Annotated in this window: 20 protein-coding genes and 1 tRNA gene; 12 read left to right on the top strand and 9 right to left on the bottom strand. The window is 70.2% G+C overall.

From position 1 onward, the window contains the following. Positions 1-39: 39 nt before the first annotated feature. On the bottom strand, positions 40-393 hold the full coding sequence (locus ACFPYL_RS01195) for a hypothetical protein (RefSeq protein ID WP_379149514.1): 354 nt from the start codon (positions 391-393) through the stop codon (positions 40-42). Between the two features lie 322 nt (positions 394-715). On the opposite strand from ACFPYL_RS01195, the gene ACFPYL_RS01190 reads away from it, so the two are divergent. The 3 genes from ACFPYL_RS01190 to ACFPYL_RS01180 all read left to right on the top strand — a co-directional run bounded on the left by ACFPYL_RS01190 (position 716) and on the right by ACFPYL_RS01180 (position 3,306). Further along, positions 716-1,168 (top strand): hypothetical protein, encoded by a 453-nt coding sequence (locus ACFPYL_RS01190; RefSeq protein WP_379149512.1) that lies wholly within the window; start codon positions 716-718, stop codon positions 1,166-1,168. Positions 1,169-2,286: 1,118 nt separating this feature from the next. After that, positions 2,287-2,505: a hypothetical protein gene (locus ACFPYL_RS01185; protein ID WP_379149510.1), complete on the top strand. Its 219-nt coding sequence runs from the start codon at positions 2,287-2,289 to the stop codon at positions 2,503-2,505. A 378-nt stretch (positions 2,506-2,883) separates the two neighbouring features. Beyond that, on the top strand, positions 2,884-3,306 hold the full coding sequence (locus tag ACFPYL_RS01180; protein ID WP_379149508.1) for a hypothetical protein: 423 nt from the start codon (positions 2,884-2,886) through the stop codon (positions 3,304-3,306). A gap of 176 nt (positions 3,307-3,482) precedes the next feature. Here the strand turns inward: ACFPYL_RS01180 and ACFPYL_RS01175 are convergent, their stop codons facing one another. The 4 genes from ACFPYL_RS01175 to ACFPYL_RS01160 form a co-directional block, all read right to left on the bottom strand. Beyond that, the gene (locus ACFPYL_RS01175) at positions 3,483-3,809 is read right to left on the bottom strand and encodes a hypothetical protein (RefSeq protein ID WP_379149506.1); all 327 of its coding nucleotides are present in this window, start codon (positions 3,807-3,809) and stop codon (positions 3,483-3,485) included. Positions 3,810-4,195: 386 nt separating this feature from the next. Next, entirely contained in the window at positions 4,196-5,317 is a 1,122-nt protein-coding gene (locus tag ACFPYL_RS01170; protein WP_379149504.1) for a serine/threonine-protein kinase, read from the bottom strand. Beyond that, complete coding sequence (locus tag ACFPYL_RS01165; protein ID WP_379149502.1) at positions 5,317-5,808, bottom strand: hypothetical protein; 492 nt, start codon at positions 5,806-5,808, stop codon at positions 5,317-5,319. The genes ACFPYL_RS01170 and ACFPYL_RS01165 overlap by 1 nt, the downstream gene beginning before the upstream one ends. 161 nt (positions 5,809-5,969) lie before the next feature. Continuing rightward, a tRNA-Leu gene (locus ACFPYL_RS01160) sits at positions 5,970-6,052 on the bottom strand. Positions 6,053-6,287: 235 nt separating this feature from the next. On the opposite strand from ACFPYL_RS01160, the gene ACFPYL_RS01155 reads away from it, so the two are divergent. Genes ACFPYL_RS01155 through pknB form a run of 7 tightly spaced genes read left to right on the top strand, consistent with a single transcriptional unit; the run spans position 6,288 to position 14,819 of the window. After that, positions 6,288-6,995 (top strand): FhaA domain-containing protein, encoded by a 708-nt coding sequence (locus ACFPYL_RS01155; protein ID WP_379149500.1) that lies wholly within the window; start codon positions 6,288-6,290, stop codon positions 6,993-6,995. A 3-nt stretch (positions 6,996-6,998) separates the two neighbouring features. After that, positions 6,999-7,475 carry an FHA domain-containing protein FhaB/FipA gene (locus ACFPYL_RS01150; RefSeq protein ID WP_056155177.1) on the top strand — a complete coding sequence of 159 codons (477 nt, stop codon included), beginning with the start codon at positions 6,999-7,001 and terminating at the stop codon, positions 7,473-7,475. A gap of 4 nt (positions 7,476-7,479) precedes the next feature. Continuing rightward, a complete protein-coding gene (locus ACFPYL_RS01145; RefSeq protein ID WP_379149498.1) occupies positions 7,480-8,769 on the top strand; it encodes a PP2C family protein-serine/threonine phosphatase in 1,290 nt (429 codons plus the stop codon). A gap of 1 nt (position 8,770) precedes the next feature. Further along, positions 8,771-10,174, top strand: coding sequence for an FtsW/RodA/SpoVE family cell cycle protein (locus tag ACFPYL_RS01140; RefSeq protein ID WP_379149496.1), 1,404 nt, complete (start codon positions 8,771-8,773; stop codon positions 10,172-10,174). Further along, positions 10,171-11,643: a peptidoglycan D,D-transpeptidase FtsI family protein gene (locus ACFPYL_RS01135; protein ID WP_379149494.1), complete on the top strand. Its 1,473-nt coding sequence runs from the start codon at positions 10,171-10,173 to the stop codon at positions 11,641-11,643. The genes ACFPYL_RS01140 and ACFPYL_RS01135 overlap by 4 nt, the downstream gene beginning before the upstream one ends. Further along, positions 11,640-13,070, top strand: coding sequence for a serine/threonine-protein kinase (locus ACFPYL_RS01130; protein ID WP_379149493.1), 1,431 nt, complete (start codon positions 11,640-11,642; stop codon positions 13,068-13,070). Before ACFPYL_RS01135 ends, ACFPYL_RS01130 begins: the two co-directional genes overlap by 4 nt. Before the next feature lie 12 nt (positions 13,071-13,082). Beyond that, positions 13,083-14,819, top strand: a complete 1,737-nt coding sequence (pknB, locus tag ACFPYL_RS01125; RefSeq protein WP_379149491.1) for a Stk1 family PASTA domain-containing Ser/Thr kinase — start codon at positions 13,083-13,085, stop codon at positions 14,817-14,819. Between the two features lie 8 nt (positions 14,820-14,827). Here pknB and ACFPYL_RS01120 read toward each other — a convergent pair whose 3' ends face one another. Beyond that, positions 14,828-15,586 carry a DUF881 domain-containing protein gene (locus ACFPYL_RS01120; protein ID WP_379149489.1) on the bottom strand — a complete coding sequence of 253 codons (759 nt, stop codon included), beginning with the start codon at positions 15,584-15,586 and terminating at the stop codon, positions 14,828-14,830. Between the two features lie 172 nt (positions 15,587-15,758). On the opposite strand from ACFPYL_RS01120, the gene ACFPYL_RS01115 reads away from it, so the two are divergent. Continuing rightward, positions 15,759-16,214, top strand: coding sequence for a cell division protein CrgA (locus ACFPYL_RS01115; RefSeq protein ID WP_379149488.1), 456 nt, complete (start codon positions 15,759-15,761; stop codon positions 16,212-16,214). Positions 16,215-16,380: 166 nt separating this feature from the next. On the opposite strand, the gene ACFPYL_RS01110 is transcribed toward ACFPYL_RS01115, so the two are convergent. Further along, positions 16,381-17,298: a rhomboid family intramembrane serine protease gene (locus ACFPYL_RS01110; RefSeq protein WP_379149486.1), complete on the bottom strand. Its 918-nt coding sequence runs from the start codon at positions 17,296-17,298 to the stop codon at positions 16,381-16,383. A gap of 19 nt (positions 17,299-17,317) precedes the next feature. Then, a complete protein-coding gene (locus ACFPYL_RS01105; RefSeq protein ID WP_379149484.1) occupies positions 17,318-17,830 on the bottom strand; it encodes a peptidylprolyl isomerase in 513 nt (170 codons plus the stop codon). A 162-nt stretch (positions 17,831-17,992) separates the two neighbouring features. Here ACFPYL_RS01105 and ACFPYL_RS01100 point away from each other — a divergent pair, with 162 nt between their 5' ends. Continuing rightward, the gene (locus ACFPYL_RS01100; protein WP_379149482.1) at positions 17,993-18,625 is read left to right on the top strand and encodes a hypothetical protein; all 633 of its coding nucleotides are present in this window, start codon (positions 17,993-17,995) and stop codon (positions 18,623-18,625) included. Positions 18,626-18,629: 4 nt separating this feature from the next. On the opposite strand, the gene ACFPYL_RS01095 is transcribed toward ACFPYL_RS01100, so the two are convergent. Then, entirely contained in the window at positions 18,630-19,652 is a 1,023-nt protein-coding gene (locus ACFPYL_RS01095) for a 1-acyl-sn-glycerol-3-phosphate acyltransferase (protein ID WP_379149480.1), read from the bottom strand. Positions 19,653-19,656 lie beyond the last annotated feature (4 nt).

Below are 19,656 nucleotides of genomic sequence, written 5' to 3'. Positions count from 1 at the left end.
CGTCATCGTCTCCGGAGTCGTCGGGGGGCCGTCGGGGCCTCAGGGCGCTCCCCGGCAGGTTGCGGGAACCGTCACCAGCCCGGGCAGCCCGGGCGGCCACGGGAGCCCGAGGTCGACCCCGCATGCCCACCCAAGAAGCGCTGACAGGTACGCGAGCACGGTGAGGAGCAGCACAAGGGCACACACGATGGCTGCCCTGGGGGCGGCGAGCATGAGCGCCTTCGCGAACTGCGACCACGACATGTCGGGAGCCCGCTCCGGGTCCTGTCGGTGGCTCGCGTCCTGCTCGGTAGCGGGACTGTCACGGAGCGGCTCGTTCAGGAGCACGCGCAGCGCGTCGAGGTGTTCGGAGCCGAGCCTGCCGAGGTCGAACGGCGCGTTGGTCGGGTGCATGGGCAAAGTCCTGTCGTCAGGCACCGTCGACCGCTCTTCGGTGCTCAATCTACGTACGGCGTTGGCGAGGGAACACCACGGGCACAGCTACCGTCGCGGTGTGGCGTAGGTCACACCGCCACGTCTGCGTGGTCAGTCCTTCGAGCGTGATGTTGAGCCGGTTTCAGGTGCCTCGGGGGGACGGCGACCGGGTCGCACGACCTCAGGTTCGAGCGGCCACGGGATCTTTCGGGTCCGCAGCCCCCAATTCGAGTCGACGACTACCGATACCGACAGAACCAACCCGTCCGACTCCCCCAGGAGGCACCAGAGAGGAAGCGACATGGGCAGCTATCCCGTCCCGAGCGACTTCTTCGAAGACATCGCCGACTCCCGCTACGACGAACCAGACGACTACAGCGACAGCTACGAGTACGACGAGCAGGACGACTACGAGTACGTTCCCCACCGATCGTCCACCCCGCCGCCGGTCGAACCGGGCATCATCTCCGTCGCCGTCACACAACTACGTGCTCTCGCCCGCGAGCTATACGCAGAACACCACCCACGCGCCCACGTCGCACAACAGGTCTCGAACCTGCTGCTCGACCTGCACGACCCCCGCCCACCGGCCGTCGACCCCAGCAGCGAGTTCGCACCGTCACCCGTCGGCAACTGCAACATCTGCGGCCGCTCGCTACCCCTCCCAACCATGCGACGCGGCCGCCCGCGCAAACGATGCACCCGCTGCTCCCCACCACGAACCGGCGAATTTGCGCGCAAAAACAACGGGTGAGAGCTGAAAGGCCAAGCGCACCAGGCCATCTGGGCAACCGACCGAGCGGGTCGCCAACACACCCGCCGCACCGCCTGTCACACTTGTTTGCGGACGGATAACGCTGCCCAGGACGGGATCAGACTCCGCCAAGCGAGCGGATCCCACGGCACCGCCACGACCGTCCGCCCACACCCCAGGTCGTGTCGCCTGGCCTTGAGCCGAACAGCCTGTAATCATTCTTGGCGACAGAAGCGCCCTGCCCAGAACCCTGGTCGCCCTCTCGTGGTGCCGCGTCCGCCGCCAGCCGTCGGCGCGCCGGCCATCTGTCACGGAGACCACCTGTCACCATGTTTTGCGGGCGAAGCCCCCTGCCCGGAAGTTGGCGCCGCGCACCCCAGCCGCCGGCCCCGCCCTCGGGCCCCGCGCGGCACGCGCTCCGACTCTCACGTGGCGCGTATCGTCAGGTGCGGCAGGTGAACCCCGCCCAGACCAGGTCGTCTGAGGCCTGTGGCGCCTTCCCGCTAGCTCCCCGAGTCGCGATCCGCGAGAACCCGCCGACCCTCGTCCGTGAGCCCGAGCCAGTACATCTTCGGGGAGTTCGCCGGATCGCCCGGACGCCGAAACTCAGCCATCCCGACATCCAGCTCGACCAGACCCAGGGACCGCAGGTCATCAGCCATCGGACTCGTCCCATGCCACGGCGGACTACTCATCCACGAATGTCCGCCCCCGCGCGCCTTGTAGATCTCCAGAAGCCGGAGACCGGCAGCCTCCGTCGACGGCCACGACTCATCACCATCGCCCTGCAGATCCAAGACCGCCTGTAGCAAGTCGTACTGCCGCGCCTCCAACTCCATACACCGAGTGTCCGCCGGCCCCGGTTGAGAATCCACTCCCGCGAACGCAGGCAACCCGAACCTCACACGCACGCGCCCGCCCGGACCACTCAACCCGGCGGCACGTGCACACCCCGCGCACTAGACGGGAGGCACTCGATGAGACCTCCCTAGGGCGAAGCCATGCCCGAACACCATGACCGCAGCACCACGGCCAGAAGGCCCCCCCAACTTCACAGCCACAACCCCCAAGGGCCCGTTCACACGAACGGGCCCTTTTGCATGCCCGAAGGAGCCGAGATGACCATCCGGTCAGTCCTCAACGCCAACGCCGGCGGTGCCATCACCATCACCGCCATCACCGGTGAGTACCTCGCACTCGCTGCGGTCACCGCGGCGGTCCTTGGCCACGCGCTCATCGAGTTCGTCATCCAGCGAGCCTGGTCGCGCGAACACCGCCACCTCATCGACAGCCCCGAAGACCTTCGCGGCGTCATGGACGCCCGGACGGTGCGCTGACCGATGCGCGACACGAGAACCAGCCGCGGGCCGCCGACGGTTGGTTCAACTGAGGCACGCCAAGCAGTCGGCCTTAGGCCGACGACCGGATCGGCATGCCTGCACGAGGCGCCGCACCCCTCCTGGCAAAGCTCGCTGCGACTGGGATCCGTGGTACAGGCCACTGCACTCAGCGCGCAGTGATCCCGGACGGCCCGCTCTGACCAAGGGGCTTGTCAGGACCGGAGAGCCCTTACCGAAGGCCGCCTGGCAGGTGGTTGCGCCGTATGCGAAACGACGCACCATCGTCAGCCATGCGACCAACTCCTGCGGCACCTTTGCCGAGACAGAAACGACATTGCAGACCAGATCGCTGCATGGTTCTGCTGGCTGGCGCCGGTGACTGACGGCGACGAACGATTCATCAAGCACTGCGGCTACGGCCTCATCGCCGCGCTCTGGGGCCACGTTCCGGGCTACTACAACCTGGACTACAAGTTGCCGGGGGTGCCCTACGACATCGCCTTCGACGACGATGACCTGGTTCTTGAGCATCAGCTCCACGCCCTGCTTCCGTCGGTCTCCGCGGTGTGGGGGGCCGTCATGACGCTCATCGCCGATGAGGGGCGCCAGAAGGTCCTCGAGGCTCTGCTCAAGGACGTTCGAACGGACGGGCGCCGCTGGACCTGGTATCTCGCTGTGCGATGGCCAGAAGCGGCGCGGGGCTACGGTCACGCTCACCCCGACGGCCTCGACGTTCGAGAGACCGGCGAGCGGCGGTTCGAGCTCGTCATCTCACCCAACTCCCGGACGAATGCTTGACCTCCGTTTCGCATGCCACACATTGATGGGCATGGCTGACGTGGCAGCCTGAATCCCTCAGGACGAGGGATCAAGGGTCTCCGACTCCCACGACGACAGGGGCCTCGAAGTTTCGAGGCCCCTTCGTCGTTCAATCAGCGCCGTGAGACCGGGAGTCAAGCCCATGGCACGCCGGCCTACCCGGACGCTCGCGGGCCAGGCTTGTGCCGGCGGAAGTGCAACACCTGACCGTTCGCATCAACGGCCTGAAGAGGCGCGTCCTTGACCTGGGCAACGCGGTACCGGTGAAGGATGTCGCGCAACTCTTCCCCGGAGAAGTCCGCATTCAGGAGCAGCGCTGCCAGCAACGTCCTGCGGTTCACCTCCTCGCCCGCGGCGTAAGCACGCGCGACCAAGTCGTCGAGTCGCTGGTCCAACGCCACAGGCCAGCGGATCGAGACCTGCTTGTCCTGTGAGTCCCGAAGGCGTGCGTCTGCACTCACCGAGTGTCGCTCGTCTGCCATGTCGGTGCCGTCTCGTAGATTAGAAATATGTCTAACAGAGGTCTTTCAGACCTCATCGTCACCATCATGGCTGCCGGAGAGGTCCAGGCGCTACCAGCGCGCGACCATCGCCGCTTGCACGAGGCGTTGGCGGCGTTGGACGCCATGCACGACGCTGATGTCGATGCGCTCTGGCTCCGCTTCGGGGGGCGCCGCAACTGGCGGTCAGATCCTGCGGTCGGCCAGCGCGCCGACGGCGTAACTCAAGCGATCTGGGACGCCGTCAACGCGGGCCGGCTGGGTGTCATCGAGGACGGCCGCAACTCGACCTTCATCGTCACCGCTGACGGCCGTGCAGACTCACGGCGCTCACTGATGCGACTCTCCGCTGCGCAGGCGGCCACCGTTCACCGCGTCGGGGCGGAGTGGGCCTTGGCCTCGACATCCCGGAAGAAGCTCGCGAGTTCACGTGCGTCCTCGACCGGGACGCGACGGGTCAGGCCGGCGTAGTTGCGCCAGTCGACGCTATTGGCGTTTCGCCAACGTGCCGTGAGCAGCAGCTGGCCCTGGTACTTGCCCTTCTCGACCAGTTCAGCGTTCACCTCGTAGACGCGCGCACGCGCCGCCGGCACGTTCGGCGGGTACTTGCCGCTCCACCGCCCGACGAGCGCGGCGCCGCCGATCCGCTGCCAGCCGACACACCTGAGGTGCCGGACCGCGCGGAGCGCCTCGCGCGCAGAGGCGTACCGCCGATCCGGATCCTGGGCGACGAGCTTGCGCAGCACTCGCGCCACGTTCGCCGGCACCCACGGCGCCGGGTCGTAGTTCGGGTTGCTGAGCGGACGCCGCCCCTCCGACAGTCGAGAGTCGACCTTGTCGCGGTCGATCTCGGCGTACGGCAGCAGACCGTTGAGGAGTTCGAGCATCACGCACCCGACCTGGTACAGGTCGGAACGGACGTCGAGAGCGCCCGCAGCGGCCTCCGGGGCGATGTACAGAGGGGTGGCGTTCGCGGGCTCAGTCGTGCCCGTCGAAGGGTCCATCGCGGCGGCCAGGGCGAGGTCGCCGAGCCGGGCGTGCTTCATGTCGGCTGCGAGCATGACGTTGCCGAGCTTGATGTCGCGGTGCAGCAGACCGCACTCCTCGTGGAGGTACACCAGGGCGCTCAAAATGCCGTCCACGATCTCCAGGACGTCCCTGACGCTGAACTCGTGCCCCTGCTCAAGCGCGTACAGCAGGCTCCTGCCGGGGTAGAAGTCGGTCGTGAACGTGATGCACTGAAGCGCCTCGTCGTGGTCGGGGTCCCACTGCGCCTCCCGAACACGAACGAGGTGGTCATGCTCAAGCCCCTCGAGCACGCGAGGCTCGCTGGTCGCGACGCCGTCCGGGACGCCGAGAAGGGACACCGTCTTCTGGACGACCTGGATGCCGAAGATCTCGTGGTCGGTGAGCACGACGTCACTGGTGCCGCCGTCGAGCGAGGTGATGAGCGTGTATGTCGGCCTGTCCAGCCGTTCGCCGTGCAACATCAGGCATCGTCCTTCGAGCAGGCGACAGCCGACATCGCGGCGATCTCGCGCTTCTTCGCCCAGTGCGGGTTCTGCGGCTTCGAGATGACCTCAGAGCTGTAGCTGCTGACGGCACCAGACCGCGGCAGGCCGAGCAGAGACCGCAGCTTGGCTCGGCTGACGCGACGCATCTCCACACCCGCCTCAGCTGCGGCGAACTCGAGGACGATCTCGACGCTCATCCGCGGAACGAGCGACTGGTACGTGGCCTGGCTGGTCTCGGGCTCCTGCAACGCCACGACGTCCGGTGCGACCCGCTTCAAGATCGCGGCGAGCTCTTCGACACCGGCACGCAGGCCCTCACCGCGCTCGAGACCGGCGGGGAGCTTGAACGAGTACGGGTCGAGGTCGACGAGCTCGCCGTCATCAGCGCAGGCCAGCCAGAGCGTGTCACCGGCTCCGTTCACACCGAGCGCCCGCATCGACCCCACCTCCGTCACCTGCTCAGGCACGCAGGCGCGAGGCTCGATACGGAGGCGTCGGGTCCGTAAAGCAGATCAGGCACCGCCCATACCGGGCGGTGCCTGCTTGCGTTCTTGGCCCTATCCCGGACCGTGGTCCCCGAGGACCTTCACTTCTTCCCTACATCCGTGGGGAATTCCCCACGCTCACGTGCGCGAGGGGGGATTTGAACCCCCACGCCCTTTCGGACACTGGCACCTGAAGCCAGCGCGTCTGCCGTTCCGCCACTCGCGCGTGAAGCGGGGCAAGGTTATCCCAGGGGCGCTCCGGCGCCCAAACCGGGGAAGCGGCACCTCTCGACCACGCCCCGGCCATCCCCCGCCCGTGCCGCCGACCCCGTTACGATCGGTCGCAGCCCGGCCTCCCAGGTCGGGTGGCTGTGCCTGCGCGGCGGATCACGGTTTCCGCGACCGGTGCCGCGGGCACGACCACCGGGACCGAGACGGCATGGGACGGAAGGAGGGCAGACGTGGGCGGGCTCCAGAGGCTGGAGAACAAGCTCGAGCAGATGATCTCGGGTGCGTTCGCGCGGGCCTTCCGCTCCGCGGTGCAGCCGGTCGAGATCGCGGCCGCGCTCCAGCGGGAGTGCGACAACAACGCGCAGATCCTCTCCCGCGACCGGCGGCTGGTGCCCAACGACTTCCACGTCGAGCTCTCCGGCACGGACCTGGACCGGCTGGCGCCGTACGACAGCGCGCTGGCCGACGACCTGGTCCGCCAGCTGCGTGACCACGCCGACGAGCAGAGCTACGTCTTCCCCGGTCCGGTCAGCATCGCGTTCGACCCGGCCGAGGACCTCACCACCGGGCGGTTCCGGATCCGCAGCCGGGCCCAGGCCAAGGTCACCAGCGACGCGACCGCCACCCAGGTCGGCCGGGCCCGCGCCTTCCTCGAGGTCAACGGCACCCGGCACCCGCTCCAGGCGCCCGGGCTGGTGGTCGGCCGTGGCACCGAGGCCGACCTGCGGATCAACGACCCCGGCGTCAGCCGCCGCCACATCGAGTTCACCGTGACCGGTGGCGGCGAGCGCGGCATCGCCCTCGAGGTCCACGACCTCGGCTCGACCAACGGCATGCTCGTCGACGGCCACCGGATCACCCACACCGGCCTGCACGACGGCTCCACGGTCAAGATCGGCAACACCACCCTGGTCGTCCGCGTGCACGAGGAGCGATAGCGCATGTCCGAGCTGACGCTGTTCCTCATCCGGGTCGCCTACCTGGCGATCCTCTGGATCTTCGTGCTGTCCGCCATCTCCGTGATCCGCTCCGACATGTTCGGCGCCCGGGTGCCCGAGGCCGCCCGCACCGGCGGCGGCAAGGCTCCCAAGCCTCCGAAGCAGCCCAAGCCCGGCAAGCGCCGCACCGTCCCCACCCACGTGCTGGTCACCGAGGGCTCCAACGTCGGCGAGCGCGCCGACCTCTCGGCCGGCCCGGTCCTGATCGGCCGAGGTAGTGACGCCGCGATCCGCCTCGACGACGACTACGTCTCGACCAGGCACGCCCGGATCGCCGCGTCCGGCGACCAGTGGTTCGTCGAGGACCTCGGCTCGACCAACGGCACCTTCGTCGGCACGGTCCGGATCAGCCAGCCGACCACGATCACCATGGGCACCCAGGTCCGCGTGGGCAAGACGATCCTCGAGCTCAGGAAGTAGCCGGATGCCCGACCTCCGGCTCGAGTACGGCGCCGTCTCCGACGTCGGTCGGGTGCGCCGCGACAACCAGGACTCCGGGTACGCCGGGCCCTGGCTGCTGGCTGTCTGCGACGGCGTGGGCGGCGCCGCGCGCGGCGACATCGCGTCGGCCACCGCGATCACCCAGCTCCGCCGCCTCGACGAGCCGCCGGGCAGCGACTCCTCCGACGAGCTCCTCGGCCGCGTCGCCGGTGCCGTGCACCGCGCGCACGACCGCCTGGTCGAGCTCGTCGACGAGGACCCGGCGCTCAGCGGCACCAGCACGACCGCAACGGTGCTCGCCTTCGACGGGCTCCGCCTCGGCGTCGGCCACGTCGGCGACAGCCGCGCCTACCTCTTCCGTGACGGCACCATCCGCCAGCTGACCGTCGATCACACCTTCGTGCAGACCCTCATCGACGAGGGCCGGATCACGGAGGAGGAGGCCCGGGTCCACCCGCACCGCAACCTGATCATGCGCGCGATCGACGCGGTCAGCGACAGCGAGCCGGACCTCTTCGTCGTCGAGCTCATGCCCGGCGACCGGCTCCTGGTCTGCAGCGACGGTGCCTGCGGCGTGCTCGACGACGGCCGGATGGCCGACATCCTGGGCACCGGCAGCCCGGAGTACGCCGCGATCGAGCTGGTCCGGGCCAGCCTGGAGGCCGGGAGCAGCGACAACGTCACCTGCGTGGTGGCCGACGTCCACGAGGCCGCCGACGCGACGGCCCCCGACGACGAGCCCCTCGTGGTCGGCGCCGCGGCCGAGCGTCGCCTCCAGCGCGGTCGCACCGGCGGGCTCTTCCGCGGGCACCGCTCGGGCGACACCGGCGAGCTCGACCCGGTCCCCGACCTGCCGGCCGGTGCCCTGGACGCGATCGACGCCGATCCGGTCGACCCCGAGGCCGCCCGCTACGCACCCCGCGCCCCCCGGCGCTACGTCTGGGCCAAGCGCCTCTTCGCCCTCGCCGTCGTCGTCGGCATCGCCTGGGTCGCCGTCGCCGCCCTGTGGTCGTGGTCCCAGAAGCAGTACTACGTCGGCGAGCAGGACGGCACGGTCGTGATCTTCCGGGGCGTCAACGCCTCGATCGGCGGGTTCGACCTCTCGGAGCCCTACCAGACCACCGACGTCGAGCTGGACCGCCTGTCCGACTTCGACGCCGGCAAGGTCGAGGACGGCATCGACGCCACCGACCTCGACGACGCGCAGAGCACCGTCCAGAACCTCGCCCGCTCGCAGGAGCCGGCCACCGACACCGCAGGCACGGACGGCTGAGATGGCCCAGCAGTCCACGCTCATGGGGTTCGTGCACCGCCGCCGGCGGGGCGCGGAGCTCTTCCTGCTCGTGCTCGCGCTCGCCGTCGGCATCGGGGCGTACGCCGCGGTCGGCATCGGCGTCCAGGGCGAGGTCCCCCCTGACATCCTCGGGTACGGCGGCTGGCTGGCCGGACTCGTCATCGGGGCGCACGTCGTGATCCGCCTCGTCGCGCCGTACGCCGACCCGGTCCTGCTGCCCGTCGTCGCCGCCCTCAACGGGCTCGGCCTCGCGGTCATCCACCGCATCGACCTGGCCCGCGAGGCGGTGGACCGCCCGCACGAGTTCGCCCAGCAGCAGCTGATCTGGATGACGCTCGGCGTCATCCTCTTCGCGGCGACGCTCATCCTGCTGCGCGACCACCGGGTGCTCCAGCGCTTCACCTACACCAGCGGCCTGGCCGCCATCGTGCTGCTCCTGCTGCCGATGCTCCCCGGCATCGGGCGCACCATCAACGGCGCGCGGATCTGGGTCCACGTCGGCCCGTTCAGCCTCCAGCCCGGTGAGATCGCCAAGGTGCTGCTGGTCATCGCCTTCGCCGGCTACCTGGTGCTGCACCGTGACGCGCTCGCGCTCGCCGGCCGCCGGGTGCTCTTCGTCGACCTGCCCCGCGGCCGCGACCTCGGCCCGATCCTCGCCATGTGGCTGGTCAGCCTCGGCATCCTGGTCTTCCAGCAGGACCTCGGCTCGAGCCTGCTCTTCTTCGGCCTCTTCCTGATCATGCTCTACGTCGCCACCGAGCGACCGGGCTGGCTCTTCGTCGGCGGCCTGATGTTCGTCGCCGGCGCCGTGCTCGCCTACGTGCTCGTCCCGCACGTCGGGGTCCGCTTCGACATCTGGCTGCACCCGTTCGACTACTACGAGAGCGGCCAGAGCTTCCAGCCCGTCGAGGCCAAGTTCGGCATGGGCTGGGGCGGCCTGATCGGCCGGGGCTTCGGCAACGGCGACCCCAACCGGGTGCCCTACGCCGAGTCCGACTTCATCCTCTCCTCCATCGGCGAGGAGCTCGGCCTGACCGCCGTGATGGCGGTGCTGATGATGTACGGCCTGATCGTCGAGCGCGCGCTGCGCACCTCGCTGATCTGCCGCGACGCCTTCGGCAAGCTGGTGGCGGTCGGTCTCGGCAGCGTCTTCGCCCTCCAGGTCTTCGTGGTCGTCGGCGGCGTCACCGGCCTGATCCCGCTCACCGGACTCACCACGCCGTTCCTCTCGTACGGCGGGTCCTCCCTCATCGCGAACTGGGTGATCATCGCGCTGCTCCTCCGCATCTCCGACCAGGCCCGGCGGCCGCTGCCGACGATCTCGGACGACACGTCCGCGTTCAGCGCCGACGAGACCCAGATCGTGAGGGCGGTCAACGCATGAACAAGCCGATCCGCACCGTCTCGATCTTCTGCCTGCTCCTCTTCCTGGCCCTGATGATCAACGCGACCTACCTCCAGTACTGGAAGGCGGGCGCCCTCAACGACGACTCGCGCAACCGGCGCGTCCAGGTGGCGGCGTACTCCCAGGAGCGCGGCGCGATCCTGGTCGGCCGCAACCCGGTCGCCGAGAGCGTGCCCTCCGACGACGAGTACAAGTTCCAGCGCACCTACCCGAAGCCGTTCCAGTACGCGCCGATCACGGGTTACTTCTCCTACTTCGGCGCCACCGGCATCGAGCGCTCCCGCAACTCGGTGCTCTCCGGCGACGACTCGCGGCTCTTCGTCAACAACTTCGTCGACCTGATCAGCGGCAACCCGCCGCAGGGCGGCAACGTCGCGCTGACCATCAACCCCGCGGCCCAGCAGGCGGCGTTCGACGGGCTCCAGGGCCTGGGCTCCGACGTGCAGGGCTCCGTCGTCGCGATCGAGCCCAGCACCGGCAAGATCCTGGCGATGGTGTCGCTGCCGACCTACGACCCCAACAAGCTCGCCTCCCACGACCTCGGGTCCGTCACCCAGAAGTCCAAGGAGCTCAACGACGACCCGACCGAGCCGCTGCTCAACCGGGCGATCCAGACCCGGCTGCCCCCCGGCTCGACGTTCAAGGTCGTCACGGCCGCCGCGGCGATCGAGAAGGGCCTGTACGACGCCGACTCCGACGTCCCGGGTGGCGTGACCTACCAGCTGCCGCTCACGAGCGGACCCACGGGCGAGATCGACAACGAGGGCCGCAGCTGCGGCGCCAACGGCTCGAAGATCCCGTTCCGGCAGGCGATGGAGCAGTCCTGCAACACCTCCTTCGCCCAGATCGCCGGCGAGGTCGGGGCCGAGGACATGGCCAAGACGGCAGACGCCTTCGGCTTCAACCAGCACTACTTCGACGACCTGTCGCCGCAGGCGCTCTCGGTCTTCCCCGAGGACATCGACAAGGCGCAGCTCGGCCAGACCGGGTTCGGCCAGTTCGACGTCTCGGCCACCCCGCTCCAGATGGCGATGGTCTCCGCGGGCATCGCCAACGACGGCGTCGTGATGAAGCCCTACCTGGTCGACGAGGAGCAGTCGGCCGACCTCAACGTGCTCAGCAAGACCGACCCCGAGGAGTTCTCGCAGGCGGTCTCGTCGACGACTGCCAACGAGGTCAAGAAGCTGATGGTCTCGACGGTCGAGGACGGCACGGCCTCGCCGGCCGCGATCCCCGGCATCTCCGTCGCCGGCAAGACCGGCACGGCGCAGACCGGTGAGACCGACCGGTCGCCGTACGCCTGGTTCATCTCCTTCGCCCCGGCCGAGAACCCCGAGGTCGCCGTCGCGGTGATGATCCAGAACGCCGACATCCCGCGCGACGAGATCGCCGGCGGTCTCCTCGGCGGCCCCATCGCCAAGGCAGTCATGGAAGCGGTGATCAGGTGAGCCAGACACCATTCGGGTTCGCGGACGACTCCCGGCGATACCGGCTCGAGTCCCGCATCGCGACGGGCGGCATGGGCGAGGTGTGGCGGGCGACCGACACCCTCCTCGACCGCGAGGTCGCGGTGAAGCTGCTCAAGACGGAGTACGCCGACAACCCCACCTTCCGGGTGCGCTTCGAGTCCGAGGCCCAGCACGCCGCCTCGCTCCACCACCCCAACATCGCCACCGTGTACGACGTCGGCGAGGCCAACATGACCGACGGCTCGCAGAGCCGGCGCCCCTACCTGGTCATGGAGCTGGTCGAGGGGCAGCCGCTCTCCGCGGTGCTGCGCCCGGGCGTCCCGATGGACCCGACCGCGGTCCGCGACCTGCTCGCCCAGGCGGCCGACGGGCTCGGTGCCGCGCACGCCAACGGCATCGTGCACCGCGACGTGAAGCCGGCCAACCTGATCGTCACGCCCAACCGGGTCGTCAAGGTGACCGACTTCGGCATCGCCCGCGCGGCCGAGGGCGTCGGCCTGACCAGCACCGGTGAGGTGATGGGCACCCCGCAGTACCTCTCGCCCGAGCAGGCCCAGGGCCTCAAGGCGACGCCGGCCTCCGATGTCTACTCGCTCGGCGTCGTCGCGTTCGAGTGCCTCGCCGGCCAGCGCCCCGTCAGCGGGGAGACCGCCGTCGCGACCGCTCTGGCCCACATGCGCGACCCGGTCCCGGACCTGCCGCCGTCGGTCCCGGCCGACCTGGCCGCCGTCGTACGACGCGCCCTGTCCAAGGACCCCACCCAGCGCTTCGCCGACGGCGGCGCGCTCGCCGCGGCCCTGCGTGACCCTGCCACCGCCGCGACCGCCGTCGTCGCCCCACCGGTCGTCGCGCCGACCCCGGCGACCCAGGTGATCGCCCCCGTCCCGCCGCCGACCACCTCGACGCCCGCGGCGTCCGAGGAGGAGCGCCGCGGCTGGGTGTGGCCCGTCATCGGCGTGATCGCGCTGGTGGCGATCGCCGTCCTCGTGGTGCTCCTGCTGACCCAGGGCAACGGTGACGACGACCCGACCGACGAGATCACGGACACCCCGACCCAGTCGTCCTCGGCACCGACGACGCCGAGCGAGCCCACGACCAGCGCCACCGAGGACACGACGGTGCGCATCGACGAGAGCCAGTACGTCGACCGGCCGCTCGCCGACGTCCAGCGCGAGCTCGCCGACCTCGGCTTGCGGGTGGTCACCCAGCGGGTCGACAACCCGGGCGACCAGATCGAGGGCGACGTCGAGAGCGTCAACCCGACCGGCGCGCTCCAGAAGGGCGACACCGTCACCGTCACGTTCTGGGGCCCGGTGCCGCCCGAGTCGCCGAGCGAGTCCGCCTCGGACTCGCCGAGCGAGTCGGCGTCCGACACCCCCTCCGACAGCACGTCCCCGAGCAGCTAAGGCCAGGTCACCGTGAACAACCAACAGCCGGTCGTCGTCGGCGGGCGCTACGAGCTCGGTGAGCTCCTCGGCCGCGGCGGGATGGCGGAGGTCCGCAAGGGCACCGACACCCGTCTCGGGCGGGTGGTCGCCGTGAAGCGCCTGCGCACCGACCTCGCCAGCGACGCGACGTTCCAGGCCCGGTTCCGCCGCGAGGCGCAGTCGGCGGCCTCGCTCAACCACCCGGCGATCGTCGCGGTCTACGACACCGGCGAGGAGCCCGCCGCCGACGGCTCCGGCATCTCGCAGCCCTACATCGTCATGGAGTACGTCGCCGGGCGCACGCTGCGCGACATCCTGCGCGAGGGGCGCAAGATCCTGCCCGAGCGCGCGCTCGAGATCACCAGCGGCGTCCTCTCGGCCCTCGACTACAGCCACCGCGCGGGGATCATCCACCGCGACATCAAGCCCGGCAACGTGATGCTGACGCCGAGCGGCGACGTCAAGGTGATGGACTTCGGCATCGCCCGCGCGATCAGCGACGCCTCGTCGACGATGACGCAGACCGCCGCCGTCGTCGGCACCGCGCAGTACCTCTCCCCGGAGCAGGCCCGCGGCGAGACCGTGGACTCCCGCTCGGACGTCTACTCCGCCGGCTGCCTGCTCTACGAGCTCCTCACCGGCCGGCCGCCGTTCGTGGGCGACAGCCCGGTCGCGGTCGCCTACCAGCACGTGCGCGAGCCCGCCGTACCCCCGTCGGACCACGACACCTCGCTGCCGCCCGAGGTCGACGCGATCGTCCTCAAGGCGCTGGCGAAGCGGCTCGAGGACCGCTACCAGTCCGCGGCCGCGATGCGCAGCGACATCGAGCGCTACCTGGGCGGTCGCCCGGTGCAGGCGCCGATCCCGCCGCCGGTGCCCGCAGCGGCGCCGGTCACCGCTCCGACGTCGGTGGTCGCGCCCGTCGCGACGTACGACGAGGAGGAGCCGCGCAGCCGAACCGGCCTGATCATCGCGCTCGGCCTGCTGCTCATCGTGCTGATCGCCGGTGCGGCGTACCTGCTCCCGAACCTCTTCGAGAAGGCTCCCGAGCAGGTGCCGGCCCCCAACGTCATCAACAAGACCGAGAAGCAGGCGCGCCAGCTGATCGGTGACGCCGGCCTGGCCGTCGGCTCGATCGACCGCGAGAACAGCGACGAGGTGCCGGCCGGGCGGGTGATCGACCAGACCCCGGACCCGGACAACTACGTCGACCCCGACTCGACCGTCGACCTGGTGATCTCGCTGGGCAAGCCCCAGGTCGAGGTGCCGTTCCTGATCGGGCAGGACAAGGACGCCGCGCAGCAGACCCTGGAGGCGGCCGGCTTCGACGTGAAGCTCAAGGAGGTCGAGTCGGACGAGGACAAGGGCACGGTCGTCAGCACCGACCCGTCCCAGGGCCAGACCGTCGCCGCGGGCACCACGATCGTCGTGTCCTACTCCGACGGGCCGGAGAAGGTGCCGAACGTCGTGGGCATGCAGCAGGCGGAGGCCGAGACCGCGATCCGCAACGCCGGGTTCGTGCCGCGGGTGTTCACCACGGACGACACGACGGAGCCCGCGGGCACCGTCATCGACCAGAGCCCCTCGAAGGGCGAGACGCTCTCGGAGGGATCGACGGTGACCCTCCAGGTGTCCAGCTTCGTGGAGCCCACGGCCCCGACGTCGCCGACCGACACCCCGACCACGGACCCGAGCGAGACGCCGATCATCCCGCCGCCGGCGGGCTAGCCGGACCTCTACTCGGACTTGGCGCGCAGCGGGGTCGCGTAGCTGAGGTCGGTGAGGCCGTCGTACGCCGGCGCCTTGACGTCGCCGTCGACCTGCATGTCCCAGCCGACGGAGATGTCCGGGTCCTCGGCGTCCTCGCGGTAGGCCGCGACGTACTGGTCGGCGTCGACCGCGGCCTGGAGCGCGACCTGGTCGCCGACGGCCTGGATCACGTACGGCGGGGGGAACGGCACGCCCTGCAGCTGCACCGAGCTGCCGAAGCACTTGATGCCGGTCGTCGACACGATGCGCTGGCCCTGGATGGTGACGGCGGTGGCGCCGCCCTTCCAGAGCGCGTTCACGACGGCCTGGATGTCCTGCTGGTGCACCAGCAGCGGGTTGACGTCACCGGTGGTGGAGTTGATGACGTCCTCGGGGGCGTCGGTGAGCACGATCGTCACCCCCGGGCCGCGGCGCTCCACGAGGCCCGCGGGGTCGCGGAGCTGCTCGATCTTGCGCTGGTAGCGGTTGACGTCGCGGTCGCTGACCGCGGTGCTGAGCATGTTGACCTGGGCGTCCAGCGCGGCGACCCGGCCGCGCAGGTCGTCGTACCCGTCGGCCTCGTCCTGGACCAGGGAGGCGAGGTCGGTGTAGCGGCCCGGCCGCAGGTCGGTGCCCTGGCTGTTGTTGGCGCTGACCACGAAGAGACCGCCGCAGGCGATGACCACGAGTGGGGTCCCCAGGCGCCAGAGGCGGCCGCGGGGGCTCGCGGGGCGCTGCTTCGGCATCCGGAGGAGCCGACGCTTGTGTCCCGGGTCGCTCGACCCGGTGGGCCTCGCGTGGGATCCGGCGCTCACGTTGACTAAGGTATCCCGGAGTCCGTCCCAGCCCGGAACGGACGACAGCATGGCCCGCGTCACGACGGGTCCCGCACGACCTCACGAACGACCAGGAGCACCCGTGTCCAAGCTCAAGGCCAAGGACCCCCTCGCCCCCGACCGGGGCCCGCTGGCATCGCCGCGCTTCATCGTCGCGCTGGTGCTGATGGTGCTGGGCATCGCCTGGATCGCCTACTACTACGTGGTCTTCGACCCGACGGCCTTCCCGCCGAAGGACAGCGGCTCGCCCGCCTTCATGGGCGACCTCGGCGACTGGAACTACCTGATCGGCTTCGGCCTGCTGATGGTCGGGCTGATCGTCTCCGCGCACCCCTCCACCCCGCTCGGCCGCGGCCGCGGCGTCGTGGTCGGTATGCTCGGCTGCTTCGTGGTCGGCCTGCTGTGGATCTGCACGTACTACGTGTTCAGCAACGACCTCAGCAACATCCCCGTCTTCGACGACCTGGGCCAGAAGAACCTGGTCGTCGGCATCGCCTTCATGGCGGTCGGCTTCACCTTCGCGACGCGCTGGGAGTGAGCTGACCAGCCCCGCACGACGAACGCCGGTCCCCTGGAGGGGGCCGGCGTTTGTGCACATCTGGGGATAGATCTGTGGAGAACTACACGCGTGTAGTTCTGCACAGGATCGTCCACAGTTGTGGATGAACTTCCCGCCGTCCGGGCGTGCGAAACCCGCCGAGGGCTCAGGCCAGGGCGGCGGTGCGCAGCAGGGTCGCGACCAGGATGACCGCGGCGACGGCGGTGAGGCCGGCCGCCTGGTACGCCGTACGGTGCCGGCGCGGCGCGTAGGCCAGGATCCCGGCGACGACCACGCCACCGACGAAGCCGCCGAGGTGGCCCTGCCAGGAGATGTTGGGGACGGCGAAGGTGATCAGCACGTTGACCGCGATCAGCCCCCACAGGGCGCGCATGTCGCCGCCGACCCGACGGGCGACCACGATCAGGGCGCCGAAGAGGCCGTAGATCGCGCCCGAGGCGCCGAGGGTGAGCTGGTACTCACCCGAGGCCCACAGCACGACCGCGGACCCGGCCAGCAGTGCGAGCAGGTAGAGCGCGAGGAAGCGGACCCGGCCGAAGACCAGCTCCAGCTGCGGGCCGATCATCCACAGCGCCAGCATGTTGAAGGCGATGTGGGTGATGGTGACGTGGGTGAAACCCGACGTCACGAGCTGCCACCAGGCGCCGTCCGAGACGCCGGGCAGCCAGCTGCCGCCCCGGGCCTCGCAGGCCGCTCGCGGGGCGTCGAACCCCTGGGCGCCGAGCAGGCAGAGCCCCTTCGGCCGCAGGCCGAGCCAGTCGACCAGCCGGCTGCCGGACCCGCCGGTCACCAGGATCGCGAGCCAGACGCCCGCGTTGAGCGCGATCAGGACGCCGGTGGTGATGGAGGCGTTGGTGGGCCGCAGCCCGCCGAACGCCGTCCGCCCGCTGCGCGTCGCCTTCTTGCCGGCCGCGACACACTCCGGGCACTGGAAGCCGACGGCGGCGTCGCGCATGCAGTCCGGGCAGATCGGGCGGTCGCAGCGCTGGCAGCGGATGTGCGACTCCCGGCCGGGGTGCCGGTAGCAGACCGGCACCCCGGCGGGCGCCGGATGATCGTTCATCGTGGGTCGTTCGGGGAGGTCAGGCGCCGATGATCTCGACGGACTCGATGACGACGTCGTCCTTCGGCCGGTCGCCCGGACCGGTGGGGGTGGTGCCGATGGCGTCCACCACCTCGCGCGAGGCCTGGTCGGCGACCTCGCCGAAGATCGTGTGCTTGAAGTTCAGCCACGTCGTGGGGGCCACGGTGATGAAGAACTGCGAGCCGTTGGTACCCGGGCCGGCGTTCGCCATGGCCAGCAGGTAGGGCTTGTCGAAGGTGAGCTCGGGGTGCGGCTCGTCCTTGAACGTGTAGCCGGGGCCGCCGGTGCCGGTGCCGGTGGGGCAGCCGCCCTGGAGCATGAAGCCCTCGATGACGCGGTGGAACACCAGGCCGTCGTAGAAGGGGCCGGTCTTGCCGGTGCCCGCGTCGTACTCCTTGGTGCCCTGGGCGAGGCCGACGAAGTTGGCGACCGTCTCGGGGGCGTGGTTCGGGAACAGGTTGAGCGTGATGTCGCCCCGGTTGGTCTTCAAGATGGCCTGCTGGTCCGCCATGACTGCCTCTCACGTTTGGTGGGTACACCACGGACGTACGCGGTGCTGGTTGTGCCGTCCGATCCTCGCACGGTCGACAAGCAGCCCGCCCGGCGCCCGGCCCCTGGTTCGGTCGCCGGTGGCATGATCGGATGCACCAGGGACACGACGAGAGGAAGCCCCATGGGTCTGCGGAAGAACAAGTCGATCCTCGACCAGGCCGGTGACACTGTCAGCGACTACGCCTCGCAGGTCCGGCCGCAGGTCGAGGCCGCCATCGCCACGGCCCGCGAGAAGGCCGGTCCGGTGATTGCGGACGCCCGGGACAAGGCCGGTCCGGCCATCGCCGACGCGAGGGCGAAGGCTGCGCCCTACATCGCCGACGCCCGGGACAAGGCCGGCCCCGCGATCGCCGCCGGCGCAGCCGTCGCCGCCGAGAAGATCGCCGAGGGCGCGGCGTACGCCGCGGAGAAGGCGGCCGCCGGCGCCGAGACCGCTGCCGACAAGGTCGCCGCGGTCGCGGACCCGCCGAAGAAGAAGCACCGGCTCCGCAAGCTGGTCATCATCACCGGCATCGCGGCCGGGGCGGCGTACGTCGCCTCGCGCCTGCGCGGCGGTCAGGAGAGCCAGAACTGGCAGTCCTCCTACTCCCCGACGCCCGCCCCCGCCGCGGCGCCCAAGCCGGTCGCGGTGGTCGAGGACGACGAGGCCGGTGCCTCGCCCGGCGAGGCGCTCGCGGATCAGGCGGAGTCGCCGCACCCGGTGACGACGCCCGACGACCCGGCCGACGTGGTCGAGGTCGACGAGAAGAAGTAACAGCTCAGGCGGACCGGCCGGTGGAGATCTCCGCCGGCCGGTTCTCTGCTATCCAGGTGTCGATCCGCTCCCACCACTCGAAGAGCCACTCGATGCGCGCCTCGCGCCCGGCCGGGATCTCCGCCCGCGGCACCTGCCACCAGCGCATGACGATCCGCTTGTCCATGGGCAGCTCGCGCCACACCTCGCCGACGGTGACCATGTGGTCCAGGCCCGTGTGCGCGACCAGGACGACGTCGGCGTCGGGCGCCGCGTCCAGCGCGGCCAGGAAGCCGCCCGGCTTCGGGGCCAGGACGTGGATCATCCGCTCGGCCCGCTGCGCCATCCGCTCCATGCCGAGCCGACGCAGCCGGTCGATCGCGCGCTGACGCCGCTGCGGGGTGAAGTTGCCGCCCTCCGGGAAGATCACGAAGGCGTCGTTCTCGTCGAGGCCGCTGGCGAGCTCCGCGATCTGCGCCTCGAGGTCCTCGGTCGGGCCGGGGTTCGGGGTGATGAAGCGCGCCGGGATCCGGTTGAGGAGCACGTCGATCGCCGGGTCCCAGGCGAGCGTGTCCTTGAGGACCACCCGCGGCTCCCGGTCGTACCACGCCATCAGGGTGTGGATCAGCACGAACGAGTCGCCCGGCCCCGCGTGCCGGCAGCAGACCAGGATCGGCCGGCCGCCGTGCTCCGCCGGGCCCGGACCCTCCGACGCGATGCTCAGCCGCAGCACCCGTCGGGCCTCGCGGAAGAACACCCACATGGTGCCCTGCACCAGGTCGTAGTGGATGCCCTCGAAGTACGCCGTACGCAGCCGCCACCCGAAGCCGGACGCGATCCACAGGCCGAACATCACGACGAGCAGCAGCGCCTCGCAGGTGACGTAGACGAGCACGACCCAGAAGAACCGGAGCGGGCGGAGCCGGCCGCGCACGACGGGCGACAGCGCGGCGGTGCCGACCAACCACAGGGGCAGCGTCGTCCACGCGAGCGCCGCGAGTGCGACCACGAGCGGCGCGATCAGGCAGCGCCGCAGTGCCCACTTCACGGAG

It is taken from the genome of Nocardioides hankookensis (assembly GCF_042658885.1).
Lineage (GTDB): Bacteria > Actinomycetota > Actinomycetes > Propionibacteriales > Nocardioidaceae > Nocardioides > Nocardioides hankookensis.
This window is presented reverse-complemented; position numbering and strand designations above follow the sequence as displayed.

Bases quoted from the DNA above. Each gene is read 5' to 3' on its own strand.
- ACFPYL_RS01195 (WP_379149514.1), bottom strand. From the start codon at position 393: ATGCACCCGACCAACGCGCCGTTCGACCTCGGCAGGCTCGGCTCCGAA.
- ACFPYL_RS01190 (WP_379149512.1), top strand. From the start codon at position 716: ATGGGCAGCTATCCCGTCCCGAGCGACTTCTTCGAAGACATCGCCGAC.
- ACFPYL_RS01185 (WP_379149510.1), top strand. From the start codon at position 2,287: ATGACCATCCGGTCAGTCCTCAACGCCAACGCCGGCGGTGCCATCACC.
- ACFPYL_RS01175 (WP_379149506.1), bottom strand. From the start codon at position 3,809: ATGGCAGACGAGCGACACTCGGTGAGTGCAGACGCACGCCTTCGGGAC.
- ACFPYL_RS01170 (WP_379149504.1), bottom strand. From the start codon at position 5,317: ATGTTGCACGGCGAACGGCTGGACAGGCCGACATACACGCTCATCACC.
- ACFPYL_RS01150 (WP_056155177.1), top strand. From the start codon at position 6,999: ATGTCCGAGCTGACGCTGTTCCTCATCCGGGTCGCCTACCTGGCGATC.
- ACFPYL_RS01145 (WP_379149498.1), top strand. From the start codon at position 7,480: ATGCCCGACCTCCGGCTCGAGTACGGCGCCGTCTCCGACGTCGGTCGG.
- ACFPYL_RS01140 (WP_379149496.1), top strand. From the start codon at position 8,771: ATGGCCCAGCAGTCCACGCTCATGGGGTTCGTGCACCGCCGCCGGCGG.
- ACFPYL_RS01135 (WP_379149494.1), top strand. From the start codon at position 10,171: ATGAACAAGCCGATCCGCACCGTCTCGATCTTCTGCCTGCTCCTCTTC.
- ACFPYL_RS01120 (WP_379149489.1), bottom strand. From the start codon at position 15,586: ATGCCGAAGCAGCGCCCCGCGAGCCCCCGCGGCCGCCTCTGGCGCCTG.
- ACFPYL_RS01110 (WP_379149486.1), bottom strand. From the start codon at position 17,298: ATGAACGATCATCCGGCGCCCGCCGGGGTGCCGGTCTGCTACCGGCAC.
- ACFPYL_RS01105 (WP_379149484.1), bottom strand. From the start codon at position 17,830: ATGGCGGACCAGCAGGCCATCTTGAAGACCAACCGGGGCGACATCACG.
- ACFPYL_RS01100 (WP_379149482.1), top strand. From the start codon at position 17,993: ATGGGTCTGCGGAAGAACAAGTCGATCCTCGACCAGGCCGGTGACACT.